The following is a 21,835-nucleotide window of genomic DNA, read 5'->3' on the forward strand; positions in this document are numbered from 1 at the left end:
ACTAACGTTGAATAAAAGTATACGGAATTTTCACCTGTTTAATTGTGCCATTCAAAAACAAACGAAAAGCGGTTTCACCACATTGTTTCAAATGATGGTCGATCGTCGAAAAATTCAACAGTTCACTGATCAGCATATTTTCCCGACCAACTATGGGAATTTTTTTATTTTGATAACTTTGGAGAATCCCAGCCGCTACCGTATCTGAATTCGTAAAAATACCATCGATTCCTCGTTCTTCAAAAAATTTTCCTGCCTGTTTTCCTTGTTCGGTATCGATGCACTGCCAGTAAACATCCGTCTCGTTAAAATCAGGAAAAATCTCTTTACATAGTTTCAACGTGATTTTCGAATTATAACTTAATCGTCCGGTTCTTCCCAAAGTAACACCTAAGCGTTTGACTCCTTGAGTTTTTAAAAAGGTTAACCCATCAGTAATTGATTGTTTTCGATCAATATAGACACTCATAGCCTCTAACCCTTCGATCTTTTCACAAAAGACGATAGGACCGTATTGTTGATAATCAAGCAACAATTCTAAAGGATTCGCTCTTGATGTGATGATCAATCCGTCAAATGCTTTTGCCGCAAACTCTTCCAAATATTGTTGCTCACGTTTTATTTGATAGTTTGTTGGTAATAACGTCACTTTATACCCTTCGCCAAAAGCGACTTCAATGATTCCACTTAATAGCTGATCAAAGTATGGGTGATTGGTGTATGGTAAAATGACACCGATATTTTTTGTTTTTCCAGAACTTAGTTGTCTGGCATTCGCATTCGGTACATAATTTAATTCTTTGATCACTTTCAAGATCTCTGCTCGCTTTGTCTCATCAACATACGGATGTTGATTGATTACACGAGAGACCGTTGAAACAGAATAGCCTGTTCTTTTGGCTATATCGCGGATGTTTGCCATGACTGCTGTTCGCCACCTATACAAAAAGATTTTCTTGTAGATAGTCTACCACAGCTGGCCCACATTCGAAAAATTGATACAACGTTCCTTGATCGTAAAAACTGATTCGTTGACCGCCCCAATAATCATCCTTGGTCAAGCCAGAAATATCTGCTAAATTGATTTTTCTGATTACTGATCGATTAAGACCTTGAAAACTAGATAACACGAGCATGGAATCTTTAAACTCGACAAATGCGTAGAAACATTGATTCTTTAAGCCTTGTGTTGTTTTGATATAGGTATTCATAAGAAGCCCTCCTTTATTTATGCTTTGAGTATACGGTATGAAACGCGTCTCATAGCAAGGAGTTTGCTTCTTTTATTCTTCTGGTTCACCTAGATTAGGATCTAAGCGGTTAGCAGCCAAGATAAATGGTGCCCAAATTAGTGCAGCCACTAAAAGATTGACGATCGTCAAGACGATTGCGCGCCAATCACCAGCTGTTGCTAAAAACCCACTAATGATCGTCGGCATGACCCAAATCACATTTACTACTACCGGACGAACAAGACCGGCCATTGTCGCAAAGTAAGCAATCGTAGCAGTTGCAAGCGGCGCCAAGATGAATGGAATCATCAACAACGGATTCAATACGACTGGTAGCCCAAACATTACTGGTTCATTGATATTGAACAAACCTGGTGCAATCCCTAATTTACCGACCGTTTTGTAATCTGCTCGTTTTGATAAAAATAAGATCATGACAATCAGTACTAATGTTACACCCGCACCACCAGGCCATACAAATGCTTCAAAAGAACCTGCTACCCATTTGAACGGGATCGGTTCATTATTTTGAAAGGCGTTGGTATTTTCGACCATCGCTGTACCATAAAGAGTCTGTAACACTGGCGACATGATATTTGTTCCATGTAATCCAAAGAACCAAAGAACATGAACCAATAATACGATAATAAAGACTGCCCCATAACCTTGCGACAAGTTCATCAAAGGTTTTTGAATCGCTTCAGAAATCCAGTCGATCAATGGTACGCCTGCTGTTTGTCTAAAGACATAATTGATTGTACCTACAACATATAAAGAAACAACTGCTGGAATAATTGCGGCAAAAGCTCGAGCAACTGCCGGTGGAACTGATTCTGGCATTTTGATAATAATTTTTTTACGCATCAATATCGCAAAAATGATGACAGAAATAAAACCAAAGATCATGGCTGTAAATAGACCAGAACCGCCCATGTATTTTCCAAAGTTGAAATAACCCCATGCGCCCATAGAAAGGGTCTGTCCACCATCGGCACCATCAGCAATCACACCACCTGCTGTAGTGATCATGTCCATCGCATCTTGTGACAATTTTTCTGGTAACGTCAAAACAGCTGTGGCAGCATCAGGTAATCCAATAATAAATGCAACTAATGATACGATACTTCCTGATACAGGGTCCACTTCATATGCTTTTGCTAAGTTTGCACCTAAAGACAGTGCGAATACGACAGCCATGATTGCTAGCGTCCCATTCCAAATCAAACCATTGACGCCAATAACCGGTGTAAAGAAAGTCGTAATGGCGTTTCCTTCTCCTAAATACGTATTAGGAAAGTCACGCATAAACGCATTCAGTAACACAGCAATAGCTCCCGCCATCGTTGCCGGCATGGTTCCGATAAACGCATCACGTAAAGCGACTAGATGCTTTTCCGAACCAATTTTCGTGGCAACTGGCAAGATATATCTCTCCATCCATTCCATTAATTTATTCATCTTAATCCTCCTATAATTCAATCTCTATCAATATGAATGCGCATACATTATAATGATATTACAAATATAGCATAACTTTGTGAAATTCGCTAGAGAAATAACAAAAGAAAAGTGATGAGAAATGAATTTTCTGGCATAGATAATATATGCGAAATAAATAGACAAAAAAACTGACAAATTAAAGCGGCATTCTATCGATTTATTACTTAAAAGATTTGTATTAGCTGATAATTATCCCGCATTTAAAATACCAATCGCTTGTGACTTTATAACGAATAATCACAAAAAAAGATCTATCTATTTTCACACAATAGATAAATCTTTTTTTCTTATTATATCTAAAGATTATTTCTCCAGTGATAATCAGACTCGATTTTAAATTCAAATGAGGAAAAATCCTTGTACAGAGTTTTTGCGAATCATTATAAATCATCTCGTCTATATCACAAGATCCACTGTAGAAACTTGCAAATGAAAAATTTAGATAATCTTTTTCTTTTCGTTTACTTGCTCATACCACTTTTCAGCTTCTTCTCTGTGTTTTACATAGTCATCGGCAATCAAATATTTTAATCTTTCTTCTAACCTTTCAGCTACTTCTTTTTTTAATACATGTTTTCTAGTTCTAACTATCGATTTATAAAACGCATAAGGTTCAGCGACTAATCGGAATAATACATCTTGTTGCTCAGATAGAATTTCACCTTTTTCTAGTCTTGAAATAGTTGCATGACTAATTGCTAAAAGTTTACTGAGATCTCTTTGACTAAGACCATAAGTTTTACGAATTGCCTTTATTTCTTTATAAGTCAATAAACCTTTGATTTCACTATATTTTTCATAATCAGATAAATAATTTAAATCATAATTATCAAATGGTTCAAACATTTCTCCGCACTTATCACACTTATAATATGTGTGTGTATTTTTAAAATCTAATTCTTTTACCGTCGTATACTCTACAAGCGTCGTCCTAGTAAAACTTGAATCAATACCACACGCTTCACAAAAATAATTATTCACTTTACTACACCCCTCTCAAATGATAAATACAAGGCATAGTTGCCTCATGAAAAGAAAGACATTTCATTCCTTTATAAGATTTGATTTTTATGTAAAATTCGATTTCATTTATGTACTTCCCAAACTCCCATATATCCCCTGGTGTTCCATTATAATCACATACTGGACCATTCAAAAAATCTTTGTAAGACAAATTATCGCAAAGATACTCAAAAAAGATGGTTGGTGTCCATCCAAAACTTCTCAAGTAATCAATTTTTTGATTTCTTCTTCTGATGAACTGAAAATTTCCTGCGATATACTCTTTTTTTAATTCTTGTAAGAATTTTTCTACTGTGTACTTTTTCTTAACGAGCATCAAATCAGTATTTACCACTCTGAACCTCCTCCACAAGAGATAATTTGTTATCGTACAGTAACATCTTTTCATATATTAAACCATGCATGGTAATATAAAGCAATCCTAAAACCTAAATTTTTGCCCATAAAGATACCAAATTTGTAATAGCCTTGCTTAGCAAAAAAAATCGACCTATTAGAGTCAAGAGCTGACTCTAGCAGGTCGATATAATATGATGTTTTTACCAGTACTCCTACATCATGCCGCCCATCATTGATGGGTCCATTGCAGGTGCAGCAGGTGCTGCTGGTTCTGGTTTGTCTGCAACAACTGCTTCAGTTGTTAACAGTAATGCAGAAACAGATGCTGCATTTTGTAATGCTGAACGAGTTACTTTTGTTGGGTCTACGATTCCGGCTTCCACCATGTTTACCCATTCACCAGTTGCTGCATTGAATCCTGTTCCTAAATCAACATTTTTCAATTTATCAACGATGACTGATCCTTCATAACCAGCATTTTCAGCAATTTGACGAATTGGTTCTTCTAACGCACGAGTAACGATCTTGATTCCTGTTGCTACGTCGCCTTCTGCTTCGATTGCTGCTACTTTGTTGATCACGTTCACTAATGCTGTACCACCACCAGAGACCATACCTTCTTCAACGGCAGCACGAGTAGCGTTCAACGCGTCCTCAATACGTAGTTTCAATTCTTTTAATTCTGTTTCAGTTGCTGCTCCGACTTTCACGACAGCTACTCCGCCAGCAAGTTTTGCTAAGCGTTCTTGTAATTTTTCACGGTCAAAGTCTGAAGTTGTTTCAGCGATTTGGTTTTTGATCAATTGAACACGTGCATCGATGGCTGTTTTATCGCCTGAACCTTCAACGATCGTTGTGTTGTCTTTATCCACAACTACTTTTGAAGCATTCCCTAAGTTTTCGATTGTTGCATCTTTCAATTCTAGCCCTAAATCATCAGTGATCACTGTTCCACCAGTCAAGACAGCAATATCTTCTAACATTGCTTTACGACGGTCACCAAATCCTGGTGCTTTTACAGCGACAACGTTGAATGTACCACGGATTTTGTTCAATACCAATGTTGGTAAAGCTTCTCCGTCTACATCATCGGCAATGATCAATAAAGGTCGTGATTGTTGTAAGATTTGTTCTAATAAAGGTAAGATATCTTGGATATTTGAAATTTTCTTGTCAGTGATCAACAAGTATGGATTTTCTAAAACAGCTTCCATTTTGTCGTTGTCTGTTACCATATATTGTGATAAGTAACCACGGTCAAATTGCATACCTTCTACGACATCTAATTCTGTTTCGATCCCTTTAGATTCTTCGATTGTGATAACACCGTCGTTGCCGACTTTTTCCATTGCATCTGCAATCAAACGACCTACTTGTTCTGAACCAGAAGAAACAGCCGCAACTTGTGCAATTGCTTCTTTTGAATCAACCACAGTTGAGATGTTGTGTAATTCTTCGACTGCTGATTTAGTTGCTAATTCGATCCCACGACGAATACCTAATGGGTTCGCACCAGCTGTTACGTTTTTCAAGCCTTCACGAACAATTGCTTGTGTCAATACAGTCGCAGTTGTTGTACCGTCACCAGCGATATCATTTGTTTTAGATGCAACTTCTGAGACAAGTTTTGCACCCATGTTTTCAAAATGATCTTCTAATTCGATTTCTTTTGCAATTGTCACACCATCGTTTGTGATCAATGGAGAGCCATATGATTTTTCTAAAACGACATTGCGGCCTTTTGGTCCTAATGTCACTTTTACTGTATCCGCTAATTTATCTACACCACGTAACATTGCTGCACGTGCATCTTCTGCAAATTTCAATTCTTTTGCCATTTTTTCGTCACCTCATCAATTATTTTTGTTTCGTAATTACTCAACAATCGCCATGATATCTTTTCCAGAGACGATCAAATATTCTGTTCCTTCGAATTTCACTTCTGTACCGGCATATTTTTCAAACATTACTTGGTCGCCTGCTTTGACAGCTGTAGGAACTTTTTCACCGTTTTCTAGCAAACGTCCCTCACCCACTGCTACAACTGTTCCAGTTTGAGGTTTCTCTTTCGCTGATGAAGCTAAAACGATTCCTCCAACAGTTTTTTCTTCTTCTTGCGCGACTTCAATGATGACGCGATCACCTAATGGTTTTAACACGATAAATCCCTCCGATAACTCTTTTTTTGAATCCATTAGCACTCTATCACATCGAGTGCTAACCTACATTTTTAATAATACTCATTCTCCTATTCATTTGCAAGCTTTTTAAATCATAGAAAAAAATTTTTTTTACTAGGTTGTGAGAAAGCCGTCCAGCTCCAAGTATTAAGGCAAAACGTGGGAAAATAGCTCCCCATATTTTTTCACGTTTTGACTTAATATTGAAGGAGCTGGCTTTCGAACACCGTTTATCAAGGTTGTGAGAAAAGCGTTTTGACCTGAGCAGTAAGCTGGAAAATCAGAAAATAGCTTTTCATATTTTTTGATTTTTCAGCTTAATGTTGAAGGTCAGCTTTGCGAACACCGTTTATCAAGGTTGTGAAAGAAGCGCTCAGCACTGAGTAATAAGACAGAAAAATCGAAAATGGCTTTTTCATTTTTGATTTTTTTGGCTTATTATTGAAGTGTTGCTTCTTGAACACCGTTTATCACAGGTTGTGAGAAAGCCGTCCAGCTCCAAGTATTAAGGCAGAACGCGGGAAAATAGCTTCTCATATTTTTTCAAGTTTTGACTTACTATTGAAGGAGCTGGCTTGGGAACACTGCTGATCAAACTTTTAAAAAACCGATCAGTACTATCTAATCAGAGAAATAATCCGATATGGTATAATGAAAAATAGATAAAGTTTAGTAACATATATTTTCATTGAATCACTAAAGTTCGACGAAAAGTTACTTCACCTATATTTAATTCGAGCAAGGAAGATGACTACACTTGGTTATCCACTTGTCTCAAGGAGGTTTTTTATGTCATTAAAAAAATACAGCTTTTTTAGCATTTTTTGTTACGGTCTAGTATTTGTTTCACCTTTGCTTTTGACATCGGTTGGACTTGTCAATTCAACATCGGGTTTGATCAATGCAACAACGATCACCTATATTTTGGGTGCAGTGATTCTATGGTTCTTATACTACAAGCATAAAGAACCGATTGATATCGAAGCAAAAGTACCTGTCGCTTCTCGCTCAAAAATCTTCCTATATGGAATCATCGGCATCTTTATTGCTCTGATTTTACAAAGTATCGCTGTGATGATCGAGAGTTTCTTTTTTGGAGAAGTGTCTCCATCTGAAAATACGCAAAATATCATTCAATTGATTTTAGACACCCCTGCTTTTATTATCGCCACTACGATAGCAGGACCAATCATGGAAGAATTTGTGTTCCGTCGGAGTATCCTTGGAATCGTCGGCCATTATACAAACTTTTGGGTAGGTGCGGGTGTCAGCTCATTCCTTTTTGCCTTGGCACATAATGATGGGCATTTATTGGTCTACTTCTTTTTAGGATTTTTCTTTAGTTTACAATATCGTTCGACTGGTCGAATCTGGACGCCAATGATCACACACATTGGTATGAACACTTTAGTTGTCTTCGTTCAGCTGGCGATACAAAGAGGTTTGATCTAAGTAACTCTACAAAAACAAAAAAAGCGGTAGATCCGAAATTTCCTTAAAATTTTCGGATCTACCGCTTTTTGTATAGGCGCTGATATTTACCGTTACAGCCTCTTGATTAAATGGAGAATAATTCTGTTGCAGCATCTGGATCCGTATCATACACATCGAAATCGTATCCAACGCCCAGATCTTTTTCTTTAAGAATATTTTCCATCGTCAGATGAGCCAATTCTTTCATATTGTTTTCTTTACTTAAATGTCCTAGATAGATACGTTTTGTACGATCTCCAATGACATCTGTCATGACTAGTGCGCCGTCTTCATTGGATAAATGACCACGATCACCTAAAATACGTTGTTTCAAGTTCCATGGATAAGGACCCATGCGCAACATTTCTAAGTCATGATTGCTTTCCATCAAATAGCCATCGGCATTTTCAATGATTCCTCGCATATGATCACTACAGTAACCTGTATCCGTCAACATCACAAACGAACGATTCTCTTTATGGAAGCGATAGAATTGTGGTGAAGCTGCATCATGAGACACCCCGAAACTTTCGATATCTAAATCACCAAATGTTTGGACTTTTCCCATCTGAAACAGATGCTTTTGTTCGATTGGAACATTCCCGATCATCGGTGCCATGGCTTCCCATGTTTTTTCATTTGCATAGATATCTAAATGGTACTTACGAGCCAAAACACCTACACCGTGGATATGATCCCGATGTTCATGCGTAACAAGGATACCGTCTAATTGATCCGGTGTCCGTCCGATCTGTGCCATCAAGGAAGTAATTTTTTTCCCACTCAGTCCTGCATCTACTAAGAGTCGCTTTTTGTCACTCTCGATGTATAATGAGTTTCCTGAACTCCCACTTGCAAGGATACTGATTTTAAAAGCTGTATTTCCTTCAGCCATTTTACTACTACTTCCCTTCTTACTTTGTAAACTTTTTTCATTATACCTACTTTTTTAATGATCTTCCACCTTTGGGATCGCATTATTTGTAATAATCGTATTACTGAACGCATTGACCGTTTCGATCTGATACGTTTTATCCGGGGTTTCAATTGCGACATACCATACTGGGACATACACATTTTTCTCACGTACTTTCAAAATACGAGAGTAAGCCAACTGACGCCAAAGAATTTTAGAACCTCGGGAGATTTTATTATTTACATACAATGTATTGATAGCTTCTTCTTCTGTATGTAATTCTGTTTTTTCCCGCAATTGTTCAATACTCGATAAGTGGGTTTGTGTAAACTTTGAAATACGATACTCATCCCCCTTTTTTTCGAGCGAGAAAATGATCTTCGCTGTATCATCATAAAATGGTAGCCCTTCATAGGTTTGACTTGCCGTGATTTCAGGAGAATCACCTTCTAACACAGAAAAATTTTTCATGTAAATATACTCGCTGCCAAATAAAACATCTTCTTCATTATCCAAAAAGTCATTGAGTGAGCTCGCCATACGATCTGGATCAAGTGCGTTACTTTCCCCTTCAGAGTCCGTTAATGTTTTAGTCAATATATTATCGTTGATCGAAACCCCACTCTCTAAAAGGCCACGTCGATTGTTTTCTTGACGATGCTTAAATAATGCTTGACTGAGTTCTGTTTCTTCTGCACTTAAATAGTATCCTTGTTTACTTTCTGAAGAAAAATCTCCAGTATAGGTAATATCATCATTTGCTAAACGCTTTTGGATCGTTTCAGTCTGATCCGATCGTATAACTGTATGCTCTTGATTGATTGCTTCATGATAGCTGCTAAACAAAAAGACATTCAATCCTAAAAAGGCGACGAAGAAAATCCATTCAATTTTTTTGAAATCCATATTACTCAGCCTCCTTCTCAGGTAACTTGGCTAACAATTCATTCGCAGAATGCCATTCTCCTTGATATTTCACATACCATTCTGGGAAGAGATCAACGACGCGATTGGTTTCCTCGATATTTTGCCATGTATAACCAACGATGATCAGCTCGATTTTCGATTCTTCCGCTCCTTTATCAATCAGTTCTTGATAGACTTCATCCGTGCTAGGCAACTCGACTTCTTCATCTGAAGGGATAGGAACTTGAATGGTATTTAAGCTTGTTTGGATACTTACTTGGTTACTCGCTTGCTCATTACCGATTTCGATCCCGACTTTCCCTTTGCTGTCTGAACCAAAAACAGGGAAACCTTCCACAAAAATACGATAATCGATTTGATTCTTATTGCGATCGAAATAACGAACATTTCCTAAAGCTCCGCCTAATTTGCTGACATAAGGAAAACTATCCGTAAAAATATTGTTAGGTTCTTCAGTCGTCGGCAACTCACCTCTAAAATCAACGATTTGATTCTCAGAATGGATCGTCATCGTTTCATTGCCATCATAAAAGATCAATTCAGTACTTTCATCATTATTTTTTACCTCATCTGCCTGAGAAAAGAAGGCATTTCGAAAGACCGTATACGGTTGCTGAGATAAAATATAACTGTATTTTTTCAATTTCATTGGTTCTTTAATGCTGTGCTGTGTTTCGATATTTGTTGGTGTGTTGAAGACAGGTGTCCAGTTGACATCCGAAGAATTTAAATCATGTTCTACCACATTCCAATCCATTGATAGACTAGCTTCATAAATCGTTTGTTGATCATAATCGATAAAACTGACTTTGTCTCCTTTTTCATCAAACTGGACACTCGTAAAGTAGACATCTTCGTTTTGAACTTCTCCTAGATCAATGTTCAATCCAAATGCTTTGACATAGCCGCTCAGCAGATATGGAGCATTGTATGAGAATTCGATTCCTTCATTGAGTGCCTTCTTCTGATCGAACTTTTCTTGATCTGCTTCCACGACTTCTGTCAACTTGCCGAAACGTGCGCCTTCGATCAATCCATGGATTCTAGAAATCAAGTTCTCGCTATTCGTTTCTTTCGCTGTCTCTTTTTGGAACCAAGTGAGGTGTAAAGGCAGATAAATTTCTGATGCTTTACGATAGCTTTGTGATTCAACCACTTGTGAAGTGGTCTCCTCCAAGTTGATTGAGGTTTTCCCAGCTGGACTTAGCCAAATCGCATAAGAGAAATATAAGCTTAATGCAACCATCAAGATCAAACCAATTCGTATAAATTTTTCAGAAATCTTCATTCCCACCATTCCTCCTCATACGGTTCATAAGGTAAAGAAATATAGAAGGTTGAACCTTGTCCCTCCTTACTTTCTGCCCAGATTGCGCCACGATGTGCTTTCACTACTTCACGAGAGATCGCTAAACCGAGTCCTGTTCCGCCTTGTGCTCTAGCTCTTGCTTTGTCCACTCGATAAAAACGCTCAAATACACGGTTCAAATCTTTTTTCGGAATACCGAGCCCTTGGTCCGTAATACTTAAAATCACATTGTTATGGGTTTCAAGTAAGCGACAGGTAATGGCGCCTCCATCAGGTGAATATTTGATCGCATTGTTCATGATATTGTCGATGACCTGGATGATTTTATCCGTATCGATCTCGACCCAAAGATCTCGTTGAGTGAACTCTCGACGGATCGTATAATTCTTCTCTTGATTCCCTACCATCATATCAAAACGATCTAACACAAAATTGACGAGTTCATTAAAGTTCACATACTCTAATTGTAACTGGGTATTCCCTGTATCCATACGAGAGAGATTCAGCAAATCGTTGATCATACGGATCATACGGTCGGTTTCATCCAAGGTCACTTTCAAGAAGTTCGGTGCGACTTCTTCGTCCTTCCAAGCGCCCTCACTTAGTGCCTCGATGTAGCTACGCATACTAGTTAATGGCGTACGCAATTCATGCGAGACATTTGAAACGAATTCTCGACGTTCCCGTTCCGTTTTCTCTTGTTCTGTAACGTCATGTAACACTGCAACTAACCCACTGATAAAACCAGATTCTCGTCGGATCATCGAAAAATCGACACGTAAGATCATTTGGTCTGCTTCTCGCGCTCCTGTCGAGCGATCTAAGATCATTTCATTCGGGTCTTCTAAAAGCTTACGTAGCGTGTATTCTTCTTCGATCGCTAATAGTGTCAAGATGGATTGACCGATTGCTTCTTCCTTTTTCAAATCTAATAATGAGACAGCCATATCATTGATCGTAATGATTTTCCCACGACGATCGGTTGCGATAACACCATCCGTCATATGTGACAAGACGCTATCAAGACGATTTCGTTCGGCTTCCATGGTGTCTTGCGCTTCTTCGATCCGTTCTGCTAACTGGTTGAACGTTTCAGCGAGTTGCCCTAATTCATCTTGTCCGTGGACTTTTACCTTGCGGCTATAGTCACCACGAGCAATGCGGATCGCTTGTTCACGCATTTCCCCAATCGGTTGCGTGATCGAACGCGCAACCAAGACAGAAACGATCATTGAAATGAATGCGGCGATCAATGAAGCAGTGAAAAAAATCAACGCTGTATTAGTGATCTCTGAATATTTTTGTTCAATATCACTTTTGACGTAAAGAGCCCCGATAACGGCGTCGCCGGTCGGGGACAAAATGGGTTGGATATTGATATTTACTCGTTTTCCATCGTCGTCTAAGGCGACATATCGTTTGGTTGTAAAATCATTGATATCGACATAGTCATTCTTTTTGCCGACCGAGCCTTGTTCACTGACTTCTGTCGTTGCACGAATGATCCCTCTTTCATCCACGACACGAATCTCGATAATATCGCTTGAGGCACTGGTCTCAATAAAACGTTTGATATTCGTATTGGCGTCATCGATACCTGCGCTGTCATTTCCTTTACGGTTCAGCTCCGGACTGATCGTTGTCGCTAACGTTTCTACTGTTTGGTTCATATCTTTGATAAAGGTATTGATCGTTGAACGTTCCAATCCCCTGATAAAATACGCTCCAATGATTTCAATTGAGATCAGTAAAATCAAAATAAATGTGATCGCTATTTTGAAGTTTACTGATCGAAAAAAACGGACTTTTCCTTTCATCCAATTACTCCTGTTCTTGATTACGCAAGTAGTATCCTACGCCTCGGCGTGTAACTAAATAGCTAGGATGACTTGGATTGTCCTCGATTTTTTCACGTAAACGACGAACGGTCACGTCTACTGTACGGACATCTCCAAAATAATCATATCCCCAAACGGTCTGTAACAAATGCTCCCGTGTCATTACTTGACCAATGTGTTTTGCCAAATAAAATAGAAGTTCAAACTCGCGATGAGTCAATTCGATCGTTTCGCCACGTTTTGTCACCATATAGGCATCGGGATGGATCGTCAAATCACCAATGACCAATTCAGAAGGAGTTACTTCTTCTACTTCTTTGGCAGCAGAAGCCCCACGTCGAAGGTTTGCTTTCACCCGAGCCACTAATTCCCGATTAGAAAATGGTTTGGTCACATAATCGTCTGCTCCAAGTTCTAAACCTAGAACTTTGTCAATCTCAGAATCCTTCGCTGTCACCATGATGATCGGCATGTCAAACGTTTTTCGCACTTCACGAGCCACTTCTAAGCCATCCATTTTTGGCAACATCAAATCTAAGACGATCAAATCAGGTTCCACCTCAGCTACCTTTGCTAAAGCTTCTTCCCCATCATACGCTGTATAAACATCATAGCCTTCTTTTGCTAAATTAAATTTGACGATATCCGAAATCGGTTTTTCGTCGTCGACAACTAGTATTTTTTTCATAAAGAGCCACCTCTTAGTTAGTATTGTCATTCTGTTCCATTATACCGCATTTCTTATCAGGTTTCATCTTTCTTAAAAAATAGCACGTTATTAATAAAAATCTCCTGACAGAAAACATGGATGCGGATAAAAATAAACCGCTAACTCGTTAAAGTTTTAGCGGTTTATTTATGTTTCTGTTATCCATGATCCACATAAGACAGATCAAAATAGTTGTTTCATTCGGGGCAAGATATCCCTTCAATTATTGGGAGTTGCCAGAAAACATGCCAGTGATCGAATCCCATATCCCACTAAAGAATCCTTTGATATTCTCCCAAAGACCTTTTGATCTTTCTTCAATTTGTTTGCGTGCCTCAGTTAAGTCTAATTCTTTCACGAAGTCTTCAAAAATGTTTTTATCTTTCATCTCGCTCATCAATGAAGTGATTTCAGTGACTTGATCGCTTGTCATGACATCTTCTAATCCATTATCTTTCAGTGCTTTTTCAACTGTCGTTTGAATATCTGCTTGTGTCAATTCTTTTCCATCAGCAGTTTTAGCCGCCAATTCTTCTTTTGCTTGCTCTTGTGCTTTGTTTAACGCTTCGTCAGAATAGCCGTCTTTATCTTTGTTTTCTTCTGTGATAGAAGATAAAACATCCATTTCATTTTGAGCGACAGATACTCTATCCTGATTGATGATCCCACCAGATTCTTCAACGATCTTATACACGCCTGCTAAAGCTCCTGAGCCATCGATCGGCACTGCGGATGCGACCGTCAATTTCGCATCAGTGATCCCAGCTGTCAACGCTGCATTTTGATATTGCGCAGCAGTGATTCGTGTGATATTTTCTGGTGTCGCGATATCGACAGTGATTCCTTCACCTTCAGAAAGTGTCTGCATACGGACAGAGCTATAAACTGCCCAGTCTGCGGTAAATCCACCATCAGGGATATAGGTCATTAAATCTGTACCAGATGTCTTATAAATCGGCGTCTCACCTTTGATCCCTAGTTTGTCTAATGTATAAGTTTCTTGTTCTTTCGTTAACGCATTACCGATTGCTACTGCATTGATCTGCAAACGTTCACTCGAACTACTTGATGTTGATGATTCAGAAGAATCAGTAGCAACTGTCGAGTCAACAGTTCCTGAAATCGGGACAATGCTTTGTGTTGTACCTGTCTCAGAAGAGTCCGTTGCGACTGCCGGGTCAACAGTTCCTGAAATTGGAACAATGCTTTGTGTTGTCGCCGTTTCTTCTGCTAATACGATTGGTGTCGCTAGTAAAACTTGGCTTGAGACCAAGAGAGTGGCAATTATTTTTGTTTTTTTCATACATAACCTCCATGTAGCTGTTTTCTGTTTTAAACATTGTACTATAAGGTCTATAAGATAACCTACGCCTCAAGGCTGATTTGAAAAGAATCTTATACTATCTTTTAATATTACTGGTGTTTTTTAACCATTATAACCTTTTTAGCCTTTCTTTCATCGTTCATAAAAAAAGCCCAACCTCCGACTATTTTCGAATGTTGGGCTTTGGACCTCGCCTTCTAGGCTTTTTTTTACTTTTGTATCATTTGATTTTAGTAGCGTAATTGCAATAGGATCGGCGATTGATTTTCTAACACTTTCGATTCAACGAAAATAACTTCTCCTCCGTATCGCATTACTTCGTAAATGATCTCATTCACGATATCTTCGACATAGCCTTCGTCGGTTGAGGAGATATCTAATAATTTGACTTGATGATCGACAATCACTGCCTCTTGGTAGTAATCGTGGTCAACGATCAATTTTTGTCCTTTTCCTTTGATTACTTGTCTATAGATATTGGCTACATCTCGCTCTAAACGTCCTTGATTTTCCATTCCTGCTAAAGTGTACAACAACGTTTCTTTTTGATGACGAATATATTCTTGGATCACCTGATTTGCTTGCTCTCCTATTGCCAACTCATTTTCGCCGCTATCAGCGGTAAAGTTTCCATAGATTTCCCCAACGATCAGTTCATCTTTATGGCAAATCTGCTTATACGCAGCAATATTTTCAGTTGTTCCAGCTAAAATGATTGGCCGTGGCGTACGATTCAAATAAGGTTGCAACTCAGAATCGATCCATTTAAAGAACTCTTTTTTGTAATTCGTTTGTACGCTTCCCATTGAGTTCAATACACGGTCTTTTGTCCAATAGCCTTTATTCCTGATTGGGAAATGCGCATCTTTCACTTCTTGTACTAAAATATGATCGACATATTCTAGTAGACGTGAACAATCCATCCCAATCGTCAACACATAATAGTGATTCATTTTACTTTCGCTTCTTAAGATTTCTTTTGTATGGAAATACTCATCGATAACGTATTGACTCTCCAACACAAATGGTACTTCGATTTGTTCATTGATACTTGGCGAAACAAAATAGACAATACTTCCTCTTTTATGCGTAGGTTGAAAGTCTTCTAGCAATTGATCAATTTTATTAATCATTGTTTTCGCCGCTGTTCCTGCCATTTCTTCCAACTCTAAAATAATCTGTTTTACAAGATTTTTTAACACTAGTTTATATTTTTCAGCACTTTTCTCGTCATTTGGCATCCCTAACATGATCGTCACCGCCGGATTTTCCCTGTGAGCACTTAATTCTACATAATTCATTTTGAAACTCCTTCTTTCTACCTATAAATAAACTGACATAGTGATCAATCGATATGATTCGTATTTCTATGTCTACTTTAATGATATTGGTTAGAGCGATTCTAAGGTCAAGCTACTTTTGAAGAATTTATCATTTGAATCCAAAATTAAGTTTGCCTATAAAAATACCGCCCTCTAGAAATTAGATGCTGATCTAACTTCTAAAGAGCGGGTCTTCATTTGCAATTCTTTTAGTATTCTTTTATTTTTTATCTCTAGTTGTGAACGATAAAAAATAAATCTATTCTTTGACGATTACTTGTCGTTGGTCATCCTATGCTTCAAGTATTTGGATACCGATACCCAATAGACCTGGACCAGTGTGGACGACTAATGCCGGTGAGATTTGTCCAAAATAAATCTCTTGGACATTTGGAAATTCACGTTCAAAACGTGCCTTCATTTCGATTGCTTCTTCTTCTGCATCACCATGTGCAACCGCTAAGTTAAAGACTTTCGCATCTCCGACTACTTCTTTCACATAGGACATCGTTTTCTCTAAACTTTTCTTTCTTCCACGTGCTTTACCTACTGTATAATAGATACCTTCTTCATTACAAGAGATGATTGGGTTCAATTTTAGAGCATTTCCCAAAATTGAAGCAACTAAACCAATACGTCCACCTTTTTGTAGGTATTCAAGTGTTGCTACGTTGAAGAAGACTTTCGTACGTTCTGCTAATGCAACTAATTCATCGATCAGTGTTTCCCATTCCATGCCTTCTTCGATCCATTTCGCGGCTTGGATTGCTGTGAATCCAGCACCGATACCAATATTTTTTGTATCTAACACATGCGTTTGTAGTCCTTCTTGTTCTTGTGCAACAAGACGAACGACATTGTTCGTTCCACTTAAACCACTTGAGATAGTGATTGCGAGTACTTTATCGTAACCATCATCTTTGATTTGATCAAAAATTTTGGTGATTGATTCTCCATCGGGTAAAGATGTGCCTGGAATTTCTTCAGGTAAACGCTTATAAATTTCTTCAGGAGTGATGTCAACTTTATCTGTATATTCTCTATCTTTATAGATGATTTTCAAAGGAATCACATAAATATTGTACATATCAATGATTTCTTGTGGCACATCTGTTCCTGAATCTACTAAAATTGCAATTTTATTCTTCATTTTCTTTCTCCTTTTTTGCCTCTTGTAAATATTCGCTTTCCAGGCTGATGGTTTTTTCCGCTAGTAGCTTCATTGCAAAAGAAATCGTCGCTGAACGAACAGCAACATATTCTAATGGAATTTCTTTATTTAATAATTGTTCATGTTGTTTTCCTTGGGCTAATTGACTAACCATTCGTATCGCATTTTCTTGCTCATCACAAAAAAGATTGTACGCTTCTCGTATCCCAATCGTTTTCCCTTGGAATAAAATCCCTTCTTTAATCTCGGGGATCGTTAAGATTTGTTTGAGCGTCGTGATCGCAATCAAAAATGCCACATGTTGTTTACTGTATTTTTTTTTGACTGGCGCCGGTATCATCCCTAACTTCACATAGTTATTCACCATGGATGAAGTCAGCAAAGGATGTTTTTCTCCTTGGATCACTGGTGAGAGATAGCGATCTACCAATGTTTTCACTTGGTCCATATAAAGCTCTAGGTCGGGAAGCTCTTCCCAATGAGGTAATCGAAAGGATTCGAGATTCTCTCCCCAATCGACTAACTGCTGTCGCATTTTTTCCATTATGAAAGCTCCTTTAATGTTCTCATTAATATCTTATCAAAGTTTCAAAAAACATGCAATCTAGTTTCTTTGACTAGATTATTTAATAACAAGAACTTTCGTTTTTTATAAACGTTAAACAGCTGATATATTAGTTATTTTAAATACAAAAAAGACCCGCCGTAAAACGGCGGGAAAGGAGTAAAAAATGAAAAAGTGTTATGGGTTGTTCCTCTGCAAGAACTTTGTTGGTTGGGATAGTTTTATCTTAGCGGTTATTTATGAATAAACTATGAATGAATTTCTAGGAAGTAGTAAAGTTTTGACGTATTTTTATTATTCGCTTCTTGCAATTTAAAATACTTAGTGCTACTATAATTAAGTACTTTTTCATATGGGCCGTTAGCTCAGTTGGTAGAGCAGCTGACTCTTAATCAGCGGGTCGCGGGTTCGAGCCCCTCACGGCCCATTGGGTGCCAAACCCACGTCACCAGTACACTCTTGGCTACTTCGGTAGTTTGGAAAAGAGTGTGCGTGGTGGCATTTTTTTGTGCTCGGGTATGTTTTTCGGGTATACAACACTAATTTTCATTTATTAGATAACAAGACGATTGAATACGATTCTTTCTGATGAAGAAATGAAATATCGATATTTCATTGAAGTAGATACACAGTTTACGAATTAATTATGATTATGTATTTCCCCTCATAAAGAGGGGCTTTTTTATCGCTTAGGAATAGTCAAAACATACTCTGGAAAACGAATATCCACTGTTTGTCCATTGATTGTATTTCCGTTCGGGTCGTTTGTTCGTCGCAACATCGGAAAGACTCTTTTTCCTGCAAATTTACGGATATCTAGTGTGCCATCCAAACCAAATCGCAGGCCACTAGGTAATCCATATGCTGCATTCACATCATCTCTGATAATACCGGCTGATTTACAACGCCCAATTTCAACATCCGGATTGTCGGCATCCATCCAGAAGACATATCCTTGATTTAAATACGCTGCACCATTGATTGGCACTAACCAAGCACCAATTCGAAAAATACCAAGAGATAGCTCATTAAACACTTCTAACTTCCCTACATAATTACCAACGGTTTTTGGTGGGCTCGCTAAGATAATTTGATCATGTGTCTGCGGTTGATTCTGAACAGTATTTACATTATTGGTCTGATTCACTCGATTTCGAATCGTACCTAGTCTTGAGTACAAGAATGGTCCTGGGCAAACAGTAGCGGCGCCTGGGGCATCTCTATGACCAATGACTGCAACTTTTTTCCCAAGTCGTTTCTCGATATCCTGAATTAAACGGACTAACGAATCGATAGTCTTCTCCGACACTTGCCAATTTGGCGCTCCTGTCGTGTTTGTGCACTCGATCCCAATGGAATAATTATTCGCCTGATTAGCGTGCCAAGCGATCTTATTTTCATCAATGTATGCTCGAATTGTCCCATCTGGACCAATACCATAGTGTGCGGAAGCTTCGACATTTCGCCAGATTTCAGGCATGCTGTTAAAATTTGTCCCCGCTTGATGATGGACCACGACCGTTGTAATTTGTGCATTGGTTCGAGTGCCAGACCATTTTGTTCCAAAGTTTTCAAACTGATATCTTGTTGCTAAACTTGAAATTCCCATCGTAAATTCCTCCAATTTTCTAATAAAAAAGAGTAACCGTTTGGCTACTCTTTTTCTTTATTTATCATTTTTCTTGTTAAGTTATTCATCTAAATGGATGACACTGTTTCCTAAATCAAATAATCCACCAGCGGCTAATCCTGAAACAGCTCCAGCCCATGCGTAGATCGCTAAATCTTGTGGTGCTAGAGTCACTGCGTATAGCACGCCTAACAAAATACCCGCAATCACATTGATCAAGGGTAAGAGTTTGTAATCCTTCATTTGTGTTTTGATTAACCCTGTGACACCGACGACTAGTGGTGTAATAATACTTGAAGCAGCTAAGATTTCAGTCATTTTATTTTCTCTCCTTTCCAATTTGCTTAAAAATAGATCTGATTTGTTCTTCGATAATTGAAAGCCGATTGCTAGATTCTGTCTGATTTTTTTTAAGTTCCTTGATGGTCTCATTCAATTCACTTAGTGTGTGATCCATTTTCGTGAACATCGCATAAAATTTTGCAATACCAAAAATCAATGTAAAAGCCAGTGAAACAATTGCGATCCACTCAGCTATGGTTAATGCCTCCATAAGTCACCTACCTAATCCTCATTCTCTAAAATTATCTTTGACTGTTCCTCTGTGATCGCACCAAGTGCCAGAAACTGATGAACATCATCATCTGTCATCCATCCACGATTGTACCAATCTTGAATTGTCTCAAAATTAAGCATGTTCTTGCCCTCCTTGAGTCAGTTCTCTTACTTGTTGTGACAGTTGAAGATTTTGTAACGTCAGCTGTACCACCGATCGCCCTAAGGAATCTGCTGTTTCTTGCAGCTCTTCGACTTCTTCTGGTGTGGCAGCACTCACCACGTTCCATCGTTGACGATTAAAATCAAAACCAATAACCACCACGTGTGTATCAATAGGTGGTGCGACTTCCGTGTAGGGATGGTATACGGTGCGATCTTCAGGTGTGTATAATGGCCGTAGATCCTGTAAATTCCTTGTGTCATAAATTGCTTTATGTCCGTCCATGGTTTTCATCCTCCTAGATCAGTTATTCGTTGCGCCAACTGATTCATTTTTTCATTTTGTTTCTTTTCTCTTAGTGCAATAGCTTCTCTAGTAAACTCAAATCGTGAATAACGTGCAGGTGTTGTGAATCGCTGCAATGCATACGCATGATACTGAGGGAATGCGTTCACTGGATCTAGTGCTTCTGGGGTTGTGTAAACTCCCTGTGCACGAAAATCATTTACAAACGTCTCTTCAATTTTCAAATCATAAATATCAATTACGTCACCTGCTTTTAGTACACCAGCTGGGAAAAGTACTTGTAGAATGTTGCTGTTGTTGGCATGGAACATTTGATAAGCCGTCTCAAAATAGCCGGTTTGAAGATCGTAATTGTTATAGTTCAGACGAAAACCATTACTCGTACTAGTCGTCCCTGCAAATCTTGTAGGCACTTGATCAGCCGTCAAGCATTCACCATTTAAAAACAAAAAACCAGTATGCGTTCGATGTTGGCGTGTCCCATTAGCCTCCATAAACCGATTACCAGCAACAGACATTGTTGTAAGGCCACCAGGCAGCGTTCGTTGGATGTGACGACCATCATTACTCCTTACAAACCCTGCTGTGGTCAATGTTCCATCCCATAAATTTTTTCTAGGATAGACAGTCGTGAATCGATCCGTCCCATCCTCTGACCATGACCAAGCTTCGCTAATATTCAGTCCTCGCTTCAAAGTCTCTAATTGTTGTTGGGCTTCTCTTATTTCCTTGTTCATAGGATCCAGTTGATCCGCAATTTGTTGCTTTAATTCCTGAGAAATTTCTTGCGCCAGCTGATCTACATCAAAGGAATCAATGGCCAACTCTATGTTTCGAATCCTCTCTTCGAATTCAATAAGATCGTGATCGATCCCCGAGGCTTGTTCTAGAACGAGGTTTCGTAGATCCTCAAATCTTTTAACATAAAACTGCGCCATTTCTTCCAAGTCTTGGTCTAACCAAGACTCTTGGAACTCAGTACTAAATGCCGGATAGTCTAACGATTGACCATTGGAAAATTCCACAAAGACGTAAATCACTACGTCCCCTGTATAGGCATAGATATCATTTGGCAACATCACATTTACTTTTCCAGCTGCGGGATCCACAATTTTGATTGAGCCGTCATCACTTTCAAAAATGACTGACTGTCCTGCAGTCACGAAGTCAAAGCCCAAAATGACATTGGCTTCCGATAGGTCCAAAGGCTCCCCATTAAACTGAAAGTTGATCGTCTTTTTTGCGACACGTTGGTCATAACTGAAGAATTCTGTATTGGTCGTTATAGGAGAAGAACGTTTTTCCGCCGTTTTGTTTAACGTGATCTCACTGGTTACGTAGAGATTTTCCATC

23 protein-coding genes and 1 tRNA gene are annotated in these 21,835 nt (G+C 38.6%); 2 read left to right on the forward strand and 22 right to left on the reverse strand.

Going from position 1 to position 21,835, the window contains the following annotated elements; translation table 11 throughout:
* Position 1: 1 nt before the first annotated feature.
* The 7 genes from IGL24_RS12515 to groES all read right to left on the reverse strand — a co-directional run bounded on the left by IGL24_RS12515 (position 2) and on the right by groES (position 6,253).
* Positions 2–922: a LacI family DNA-binding transcriptional regulator gene (locus tag IGL24_RS12515; RefSeq protein WP_207114709.1), complete on the reverse strand. Its 921-nt coding sequence runs from the start codon at positions 920–922 to the stop codon at positions 2–4.
* Between the two features lie 16 nt (positions 923–938).
* The gene (locus IGL24_RS12520) at positions 939–1,211 is read right to left on the reverse strand and encodes a hypothetical protein (RefSeq protein ID WP_206856888.1); all 273 of its coding nucleotides are present in this window, start codon (positions 1,209–1,211) and stop codon (positions 939–941) included.
* A gap of 72 nt (positions 1,212–1,283) precedes the next feature.
* The gene (locus IGL24_RS12525; protein ID WP_206856890.1) at positions 1,284–2,690 is read right to left on the reverse strand and encodes a PTS sugar transporter subunit IIC; all 1,407 of its coding nucleotides are present in this window, start codon (positions 2,688–2,690) and stop codon (positions 1,284–1,286) included.
* 480 nt (positions 2,691–3,170) lie between these two features.
* Positions 3,171–3,713 carry a type II TA system antitoxin MqsA family protein gene (locus IGL24_RS12530; protein ID WP_207114710.1) on the reverse strand — a complete coding sequence of 181 codons (543 nt, stop codon included), beginning with the start codon at positions 3,711–3,713 and terminating at the stop codon, positions 3,171–3,173.
* 4 nt (positions 3,714–3,717) lie between these two features.
* Complete coding sequence (locus IGL24_RS12535) at positions 3,718–4,089, reverse strand: hypothetical protein (RefSeq protein ID WP_207114711.1); 372 nt, start codon at positions 4,087–4,089, stop codon at positions 3,718–3,720.
* Between the two features lie 217 nt (positions 4,090–4,306).
* Complete coding sequence (gene groL, locus IGL24_RS12540; protein ID WP_206856895.1) at positions 4,307–5,932, reverse strand: chaperonin GroEL; 1,626 nt, start codon at positions 5,930–5,932, stop codon at positions 4,307–4,309.
* Between the two features lie 36 nt (positions 5,933–5,968).
* Complete coding sequence (gene groES, locus IGL24_RS12545) at positions 5,969–6,253, reverse strand: co-chaperone GroES (RefSeq protein ID WP_206856896.1); 285 nt, start codon at positions 6,251–6,253, stop codon at positions 5,969–5,971.
* Between the two features lie 810 nt (positions 6,254–7,063).
* Here groES and IGL24_RS12550 point away from each other — a divergent pair.
* Complete coding sequence (locus IGL24_RS12550) at positions 7,064–7,726, forward strand: CPBP family intramembrane glutamic endopeptidase (protein WP_206856898.1); 663 nt, start codon at positions 7,064–7,066, stop codon at positions 7,724–7,726.
* Between the two features lie 106 nt (positions 7,727–7,832).
* Here IGL24_RS12550 and IGL24_RS12555 read toward each other — a convergent pair whose 3' ends face one another.
* The 9 genes from IGL24_RS12555 to IGL24_RS12595 all read right to left on the reverse strand — a co-directional run bounded on the left by IGL24_RS12555 (position 7,833) and on the right by IGL24_RS12595 (position 17,807).
* Positions 7,833–8,642 carry an MBL fold metallo-hydrolase gene (locus tag IGL24_RS12555; protein ID WP_206856900.1) on the reverse strand — a complete coding sequence of 270 codons (810 nt, stop codon included), beginning with the start codon at positions 8,640–8,642 and terminating at the stop codon, positions 7,833–7,835.
* 54 nt (positions 8,643–8,696) lie between these two features.
* Positions 8,697–9,569, reverse strand: a complete 873-nt coding sequence (locus IGL24_RS12560) for a two-component system regulatory protein YycI (protein ID WP_206856902.1) — start codon at positions 9,567–9,569, stop codon at positions 8,697–8,699.
* A 1-nt stretch (position 9,570) separates the two neighbouring features.
* Positions 9,571–10,878, reverse strand: a complete 1,308-nt coding sequence (locus IGL24_RS12565; protein WP_206856903.1) for a YycH family regulatory protein — start codon at positions 10,876–10,878, stop codon at positions 9,571–9,573.
* A complete protein-coding gene (gene walK, locus IGL24_RS12570; protein ID WP_206856904.1) occupies positions 10,875–12,716 on the reverse strand; it encodes a cell wall metabolism sensor histidine kinase WalK in 1,842 nt (613 codons plus the stop codon). Before walK ends, IGL24_RS12565 begins: the two co-directional genes overlap by 4 nt.
* A gap of 4 nt (positions 12,717–12,720) precedes the next feature.
* Complete coding sequence (gene yycF, locus IGL24_RS12575; protein ID WP_207114713.1) at positions 12,721–13,425, reverse strand: response regulator YycF; 705 nt, start codon at positions 13,423–13,425, stop codon at positions 12,721–12,723.
* 244 nt (positions 13,426–13,669) lie between these two features.
* Positions 13,670–14,749 carry a DUF1002 domain-containing protein gene (locus tag IGL24_RS12580; protein ID WP_206856906.1) on the reverse strand — a complete coding sequence of 360 codons (1,080 nt, stop codon included), beginning with the start codon at positions 14,747–14,749 and terminating at the stop codon, positions 13,670–13,672.
* Positions 14,750–15,000: 251 nt separating this feature from the next.
* Complete coding sequence (locus tag IGL24_RS12585; RefSeq protein WP_206856907.1) at positions 15,001–16,071, reverse strand: hypothetical protein; 1,071 nt, start codon at positions 16,069–16,071, stop codon at positions 15,001–15,003.
* Positions 16,072–16,384: 313 nt separating this feature from the next.
* Positions 16,385–17,242, reverse strand: coding sequence for a DegV family protein (locus IGL24_RS12590; protein WP_206856909.1), 858 nt, complete (start codon positions 17,240–17,242; stop codon positions 16,385–16,387).
* Entirely contained in the window at positions 17,232–17,807 is a 576-nt protein-coding gene (locus IGL24_RS12595) for a DUF1836 domain-containing protein (protein WP_207114714.1), read from the reverse strand. Before IGL24_RS12595 ends, IGL24_RS12590 begins: the two co-directional genes overlap by 11 nt.
* 375 nt (positions 17,808–18,182) lie before the next feature.
* On the opposite strand from IGL24_RS12595, the gene IGL24_RS12600 reads away from it, so the two are divergent.
* Positions 18,183–18,255, forward strand: a tRNA-Lys gene (locus IGL24_RS12600).
* A 255-nt stretch (positions 18,256–18,510) separates the two neighbouring features.
* Here the strand turns inward: IGL24_RS12600 and IGL24_RS12605 are convergent.
* The 6 genes from IGL24_RS12605 to IGL24_RS12630 form a co-directional block, all read right to left on the reverse strand.
* Positions 18,511–19,437 (reverse strand): peptidoglycan recognition protein family protein, encoded by a 927-nt coding sequence (locus tag IGL24_RS12605; protein WP_429968462.1) that lies wholly within the window; start codon positions 19,435–19,437, stop codon positions 18,511–18,513.
* 81 nt (positions 19,438–19,518) lie between these two features.
* Positions 19,519–19,776 (reverse strand): holin, encoded by a 258-nt coding sequence (locus IGL24_RS12610; RefSeq protein WP_301357384.1) that lies wholly within the window; start codon positions 19,774–19,776, stop codon positions 19,519–19,521.
* 1 nt (position 19,777) lies between these two features.
* Positions 19,778–20,011 (reverse strand): hypothetical protein, encoded by a 234-nt coding sequence (locus IGL24_RS12615; protein WP_301357385.1) that lies wholly within the window; start codon positions 20,009–20,011, stop codon positions 19,778–19,780.
* 11 nt (positions 20,012–20,022) lie between these two features.
* Complete coding sequence (locus IGL24_RS12620; RefSeq protein WP_301357376.1) at positions 20,023–20,154, reverse strand: XkdX family protein; 132 nt, start codon at positions 20,152–20,154, stop codon at positions 20,023–20,025.
* Positions 20,147–20,461 (reverse strand): hypothetical protein, encoded by a 315-nt coding sequence (locus IGL24_RS12625; RefSeq protein ID WP_429968463.1) that lies wholly within the window; start codon positions 20,459–20,461, stop codon positions 20,147–20,149. Before IGL24_RS12625 ends, IGL24_RS12620 begins: the two co-directional genes overlap by 8 nt.
* Before the next feature lie 5 nt (positions 20,462–20,466).
* Positions 20,467–21,834, reverse strand: coding sequence for a hypothetical protein (locus IGL24_RS12630; RefSeq protein ID WP_429968464.1), 1,368 nt, complete (start codon positions 21,832–21,834; stop codon positions 20,467–20,469).
* Between the last annotated feature and the right edge of the window lies 1 nt (position 21,835).

It is taken from the genome of Enterococcus sp. DIV2371, from assembly GCF_050498525.1.
Taxonomy (GTDB): domain Bacteria; phylum Bacillota; class Bacilli; order Lactobacillales; family Enterococcaceae; genus Enterococcus_B; species Enterococcus_B mangumiae.

Excerpts from the sequence above, each read along its gene's own strand:
- IGL24_RS12620 (WP_301357376.1), bottom strand. The coding sequence starts at position 20,154 with ATGCTTAATTTTGAGACAATTCAAGATTGGTACAATCGTGGATGGATG.
- IGL24_RS12595 (WP_207114714.1), bottom strand. The coding sequence starts at position 17,807 with ATGGAAAAAATGCGACAGCAGTTAGTCGATTGGGGAGAGAATCTCGAA.
- IGL24_RS12560 (WP_206856902.1), bottom strand. The coding sequence starts at position 9,569 with ATGGATTTCAAAAAAATTGAATGGATTTTCTTCGTCGCCTTTTTAGGA.
- IGL24_RS12580 (WP_206856906.1), bottom strand. The coding sequence starts at position 14,749 with ATGAAAAAAACAAAAATAATTGCCACTCTCTTGGTCTCAAGCCAAGTT.
- IGL24_RS12590 (WP_206856909.1), bottom strand. The coding sequence starts at position 17,242 with ATGAAGAATAAAATTGCAATTTTAGTAGATTCAGGAACAGATGTGCCA.
- walK (WP_206856904.1), bottom strand. The coding sequence starts at position 12,716 with ATGAAAGGAAAAGTCCGTTTTTTTCGATCAGTAAACTTCAAAATAGCG.
- groL (WP_206856895.1), bottom strand. The coding sequence starts at position 5,932 with ATGGCAAAAGAATTGAAATTTGCAGAAGATGCACGTGCAGCAATGTTA.
- IGL24_RS12525 (WP_206856890.1), bottom strand. The coding sequence starts at position 2,690 with ATGAATAAATTAATGGAATGGATGGAGAGATATATCTTGCCAGTTGCC.
- IGL24_RS12605 (WP_429968462.1), bottom strand. The coding sequence starts at position 19,437 with ATGGGAATTTCAAGTTTAGCAACAAGATATCAGTTTGAAAACTTTGGA.
- IGL24_RS12585 (WP_206856907.1), bottom strand. The coding sequence starts at position 16,071 with ATGAATTATGTAGAATTAAGTGCTCACAGGGAAAATCCGGCGGTGACG.
- IGL24_RS12610 (WP_301357384.1), bottom strand. The coding sequence starts at position 19,776 with ATGACTGAAATCTTAGCTGCTTCAAGTATTATTACACCACTAGTCGTC.
- IGL24_RS12520 (WP_206856888.1), bottom strand. The coding sequence starts at position 1,211 with ATGAATACCTATATCAAAACAACACAAGGCTTAAAGAATCAATGTTTC.
- IGL24_RS12555 (WP_206856900.1), bottom strand. The coding sequence starts at position 8,642 with ATGGCTGAAGGAAATACAGCTTTTAAAATCAGTATCCTTGCAAGTGGG.
- IGL24_RS12615 (WP_301357385.1), bottom strand. The coding sequence starts at position 20,011 with ATGGAGGCATTAACCATAGCTGAGTGGATCGCAATTGTTTCACTGGCT.
- IGL24_RS12565 (WP_206856903.1), bottom strand. The coding sequence starts at position 10,878 with ATGAAGATTTCTGAAAAATTTATACGAATTGGTTTGATCTTGATGGTT.
- IGL24_RS12550 (WP_206856898.1), top strand. The coding sequence starts at position 7,064 with ATGTCATTAAAAAAATACAGCTTTTTTAGCATTTTTTGTTACGGTCTA.
- IGL24_RS12630 (WP_429968464.1), bottom strand. The coding sequence starts at position 21,834 with ATGGAAAATCTCTACGTAACCAGTGAGATCACGTTAAACAAAACGGCG.
- yycF (WP_207114713.1), bottom strand. The coding sequence starts at position 13,425 with ATGAAAAAAATACTAGTTGTCGACGACGAAAAACCGATTTCGGATATC.
- IGL24_RS12625 (WP_429968463.1), bottom strand. The coding sequence starts at position 20,461 with ATGGACGGACATAAAGCAATTTATGACACAAGGAATTTACAGGATCTA.
- IGL24_RS12515 (WP_207114709.1), bottom strand. The coding sequence starts at position 922 with ATGGCAAACATCCGCGATATAGCCAAAAGAACAGGCTATTCTGTTTCA.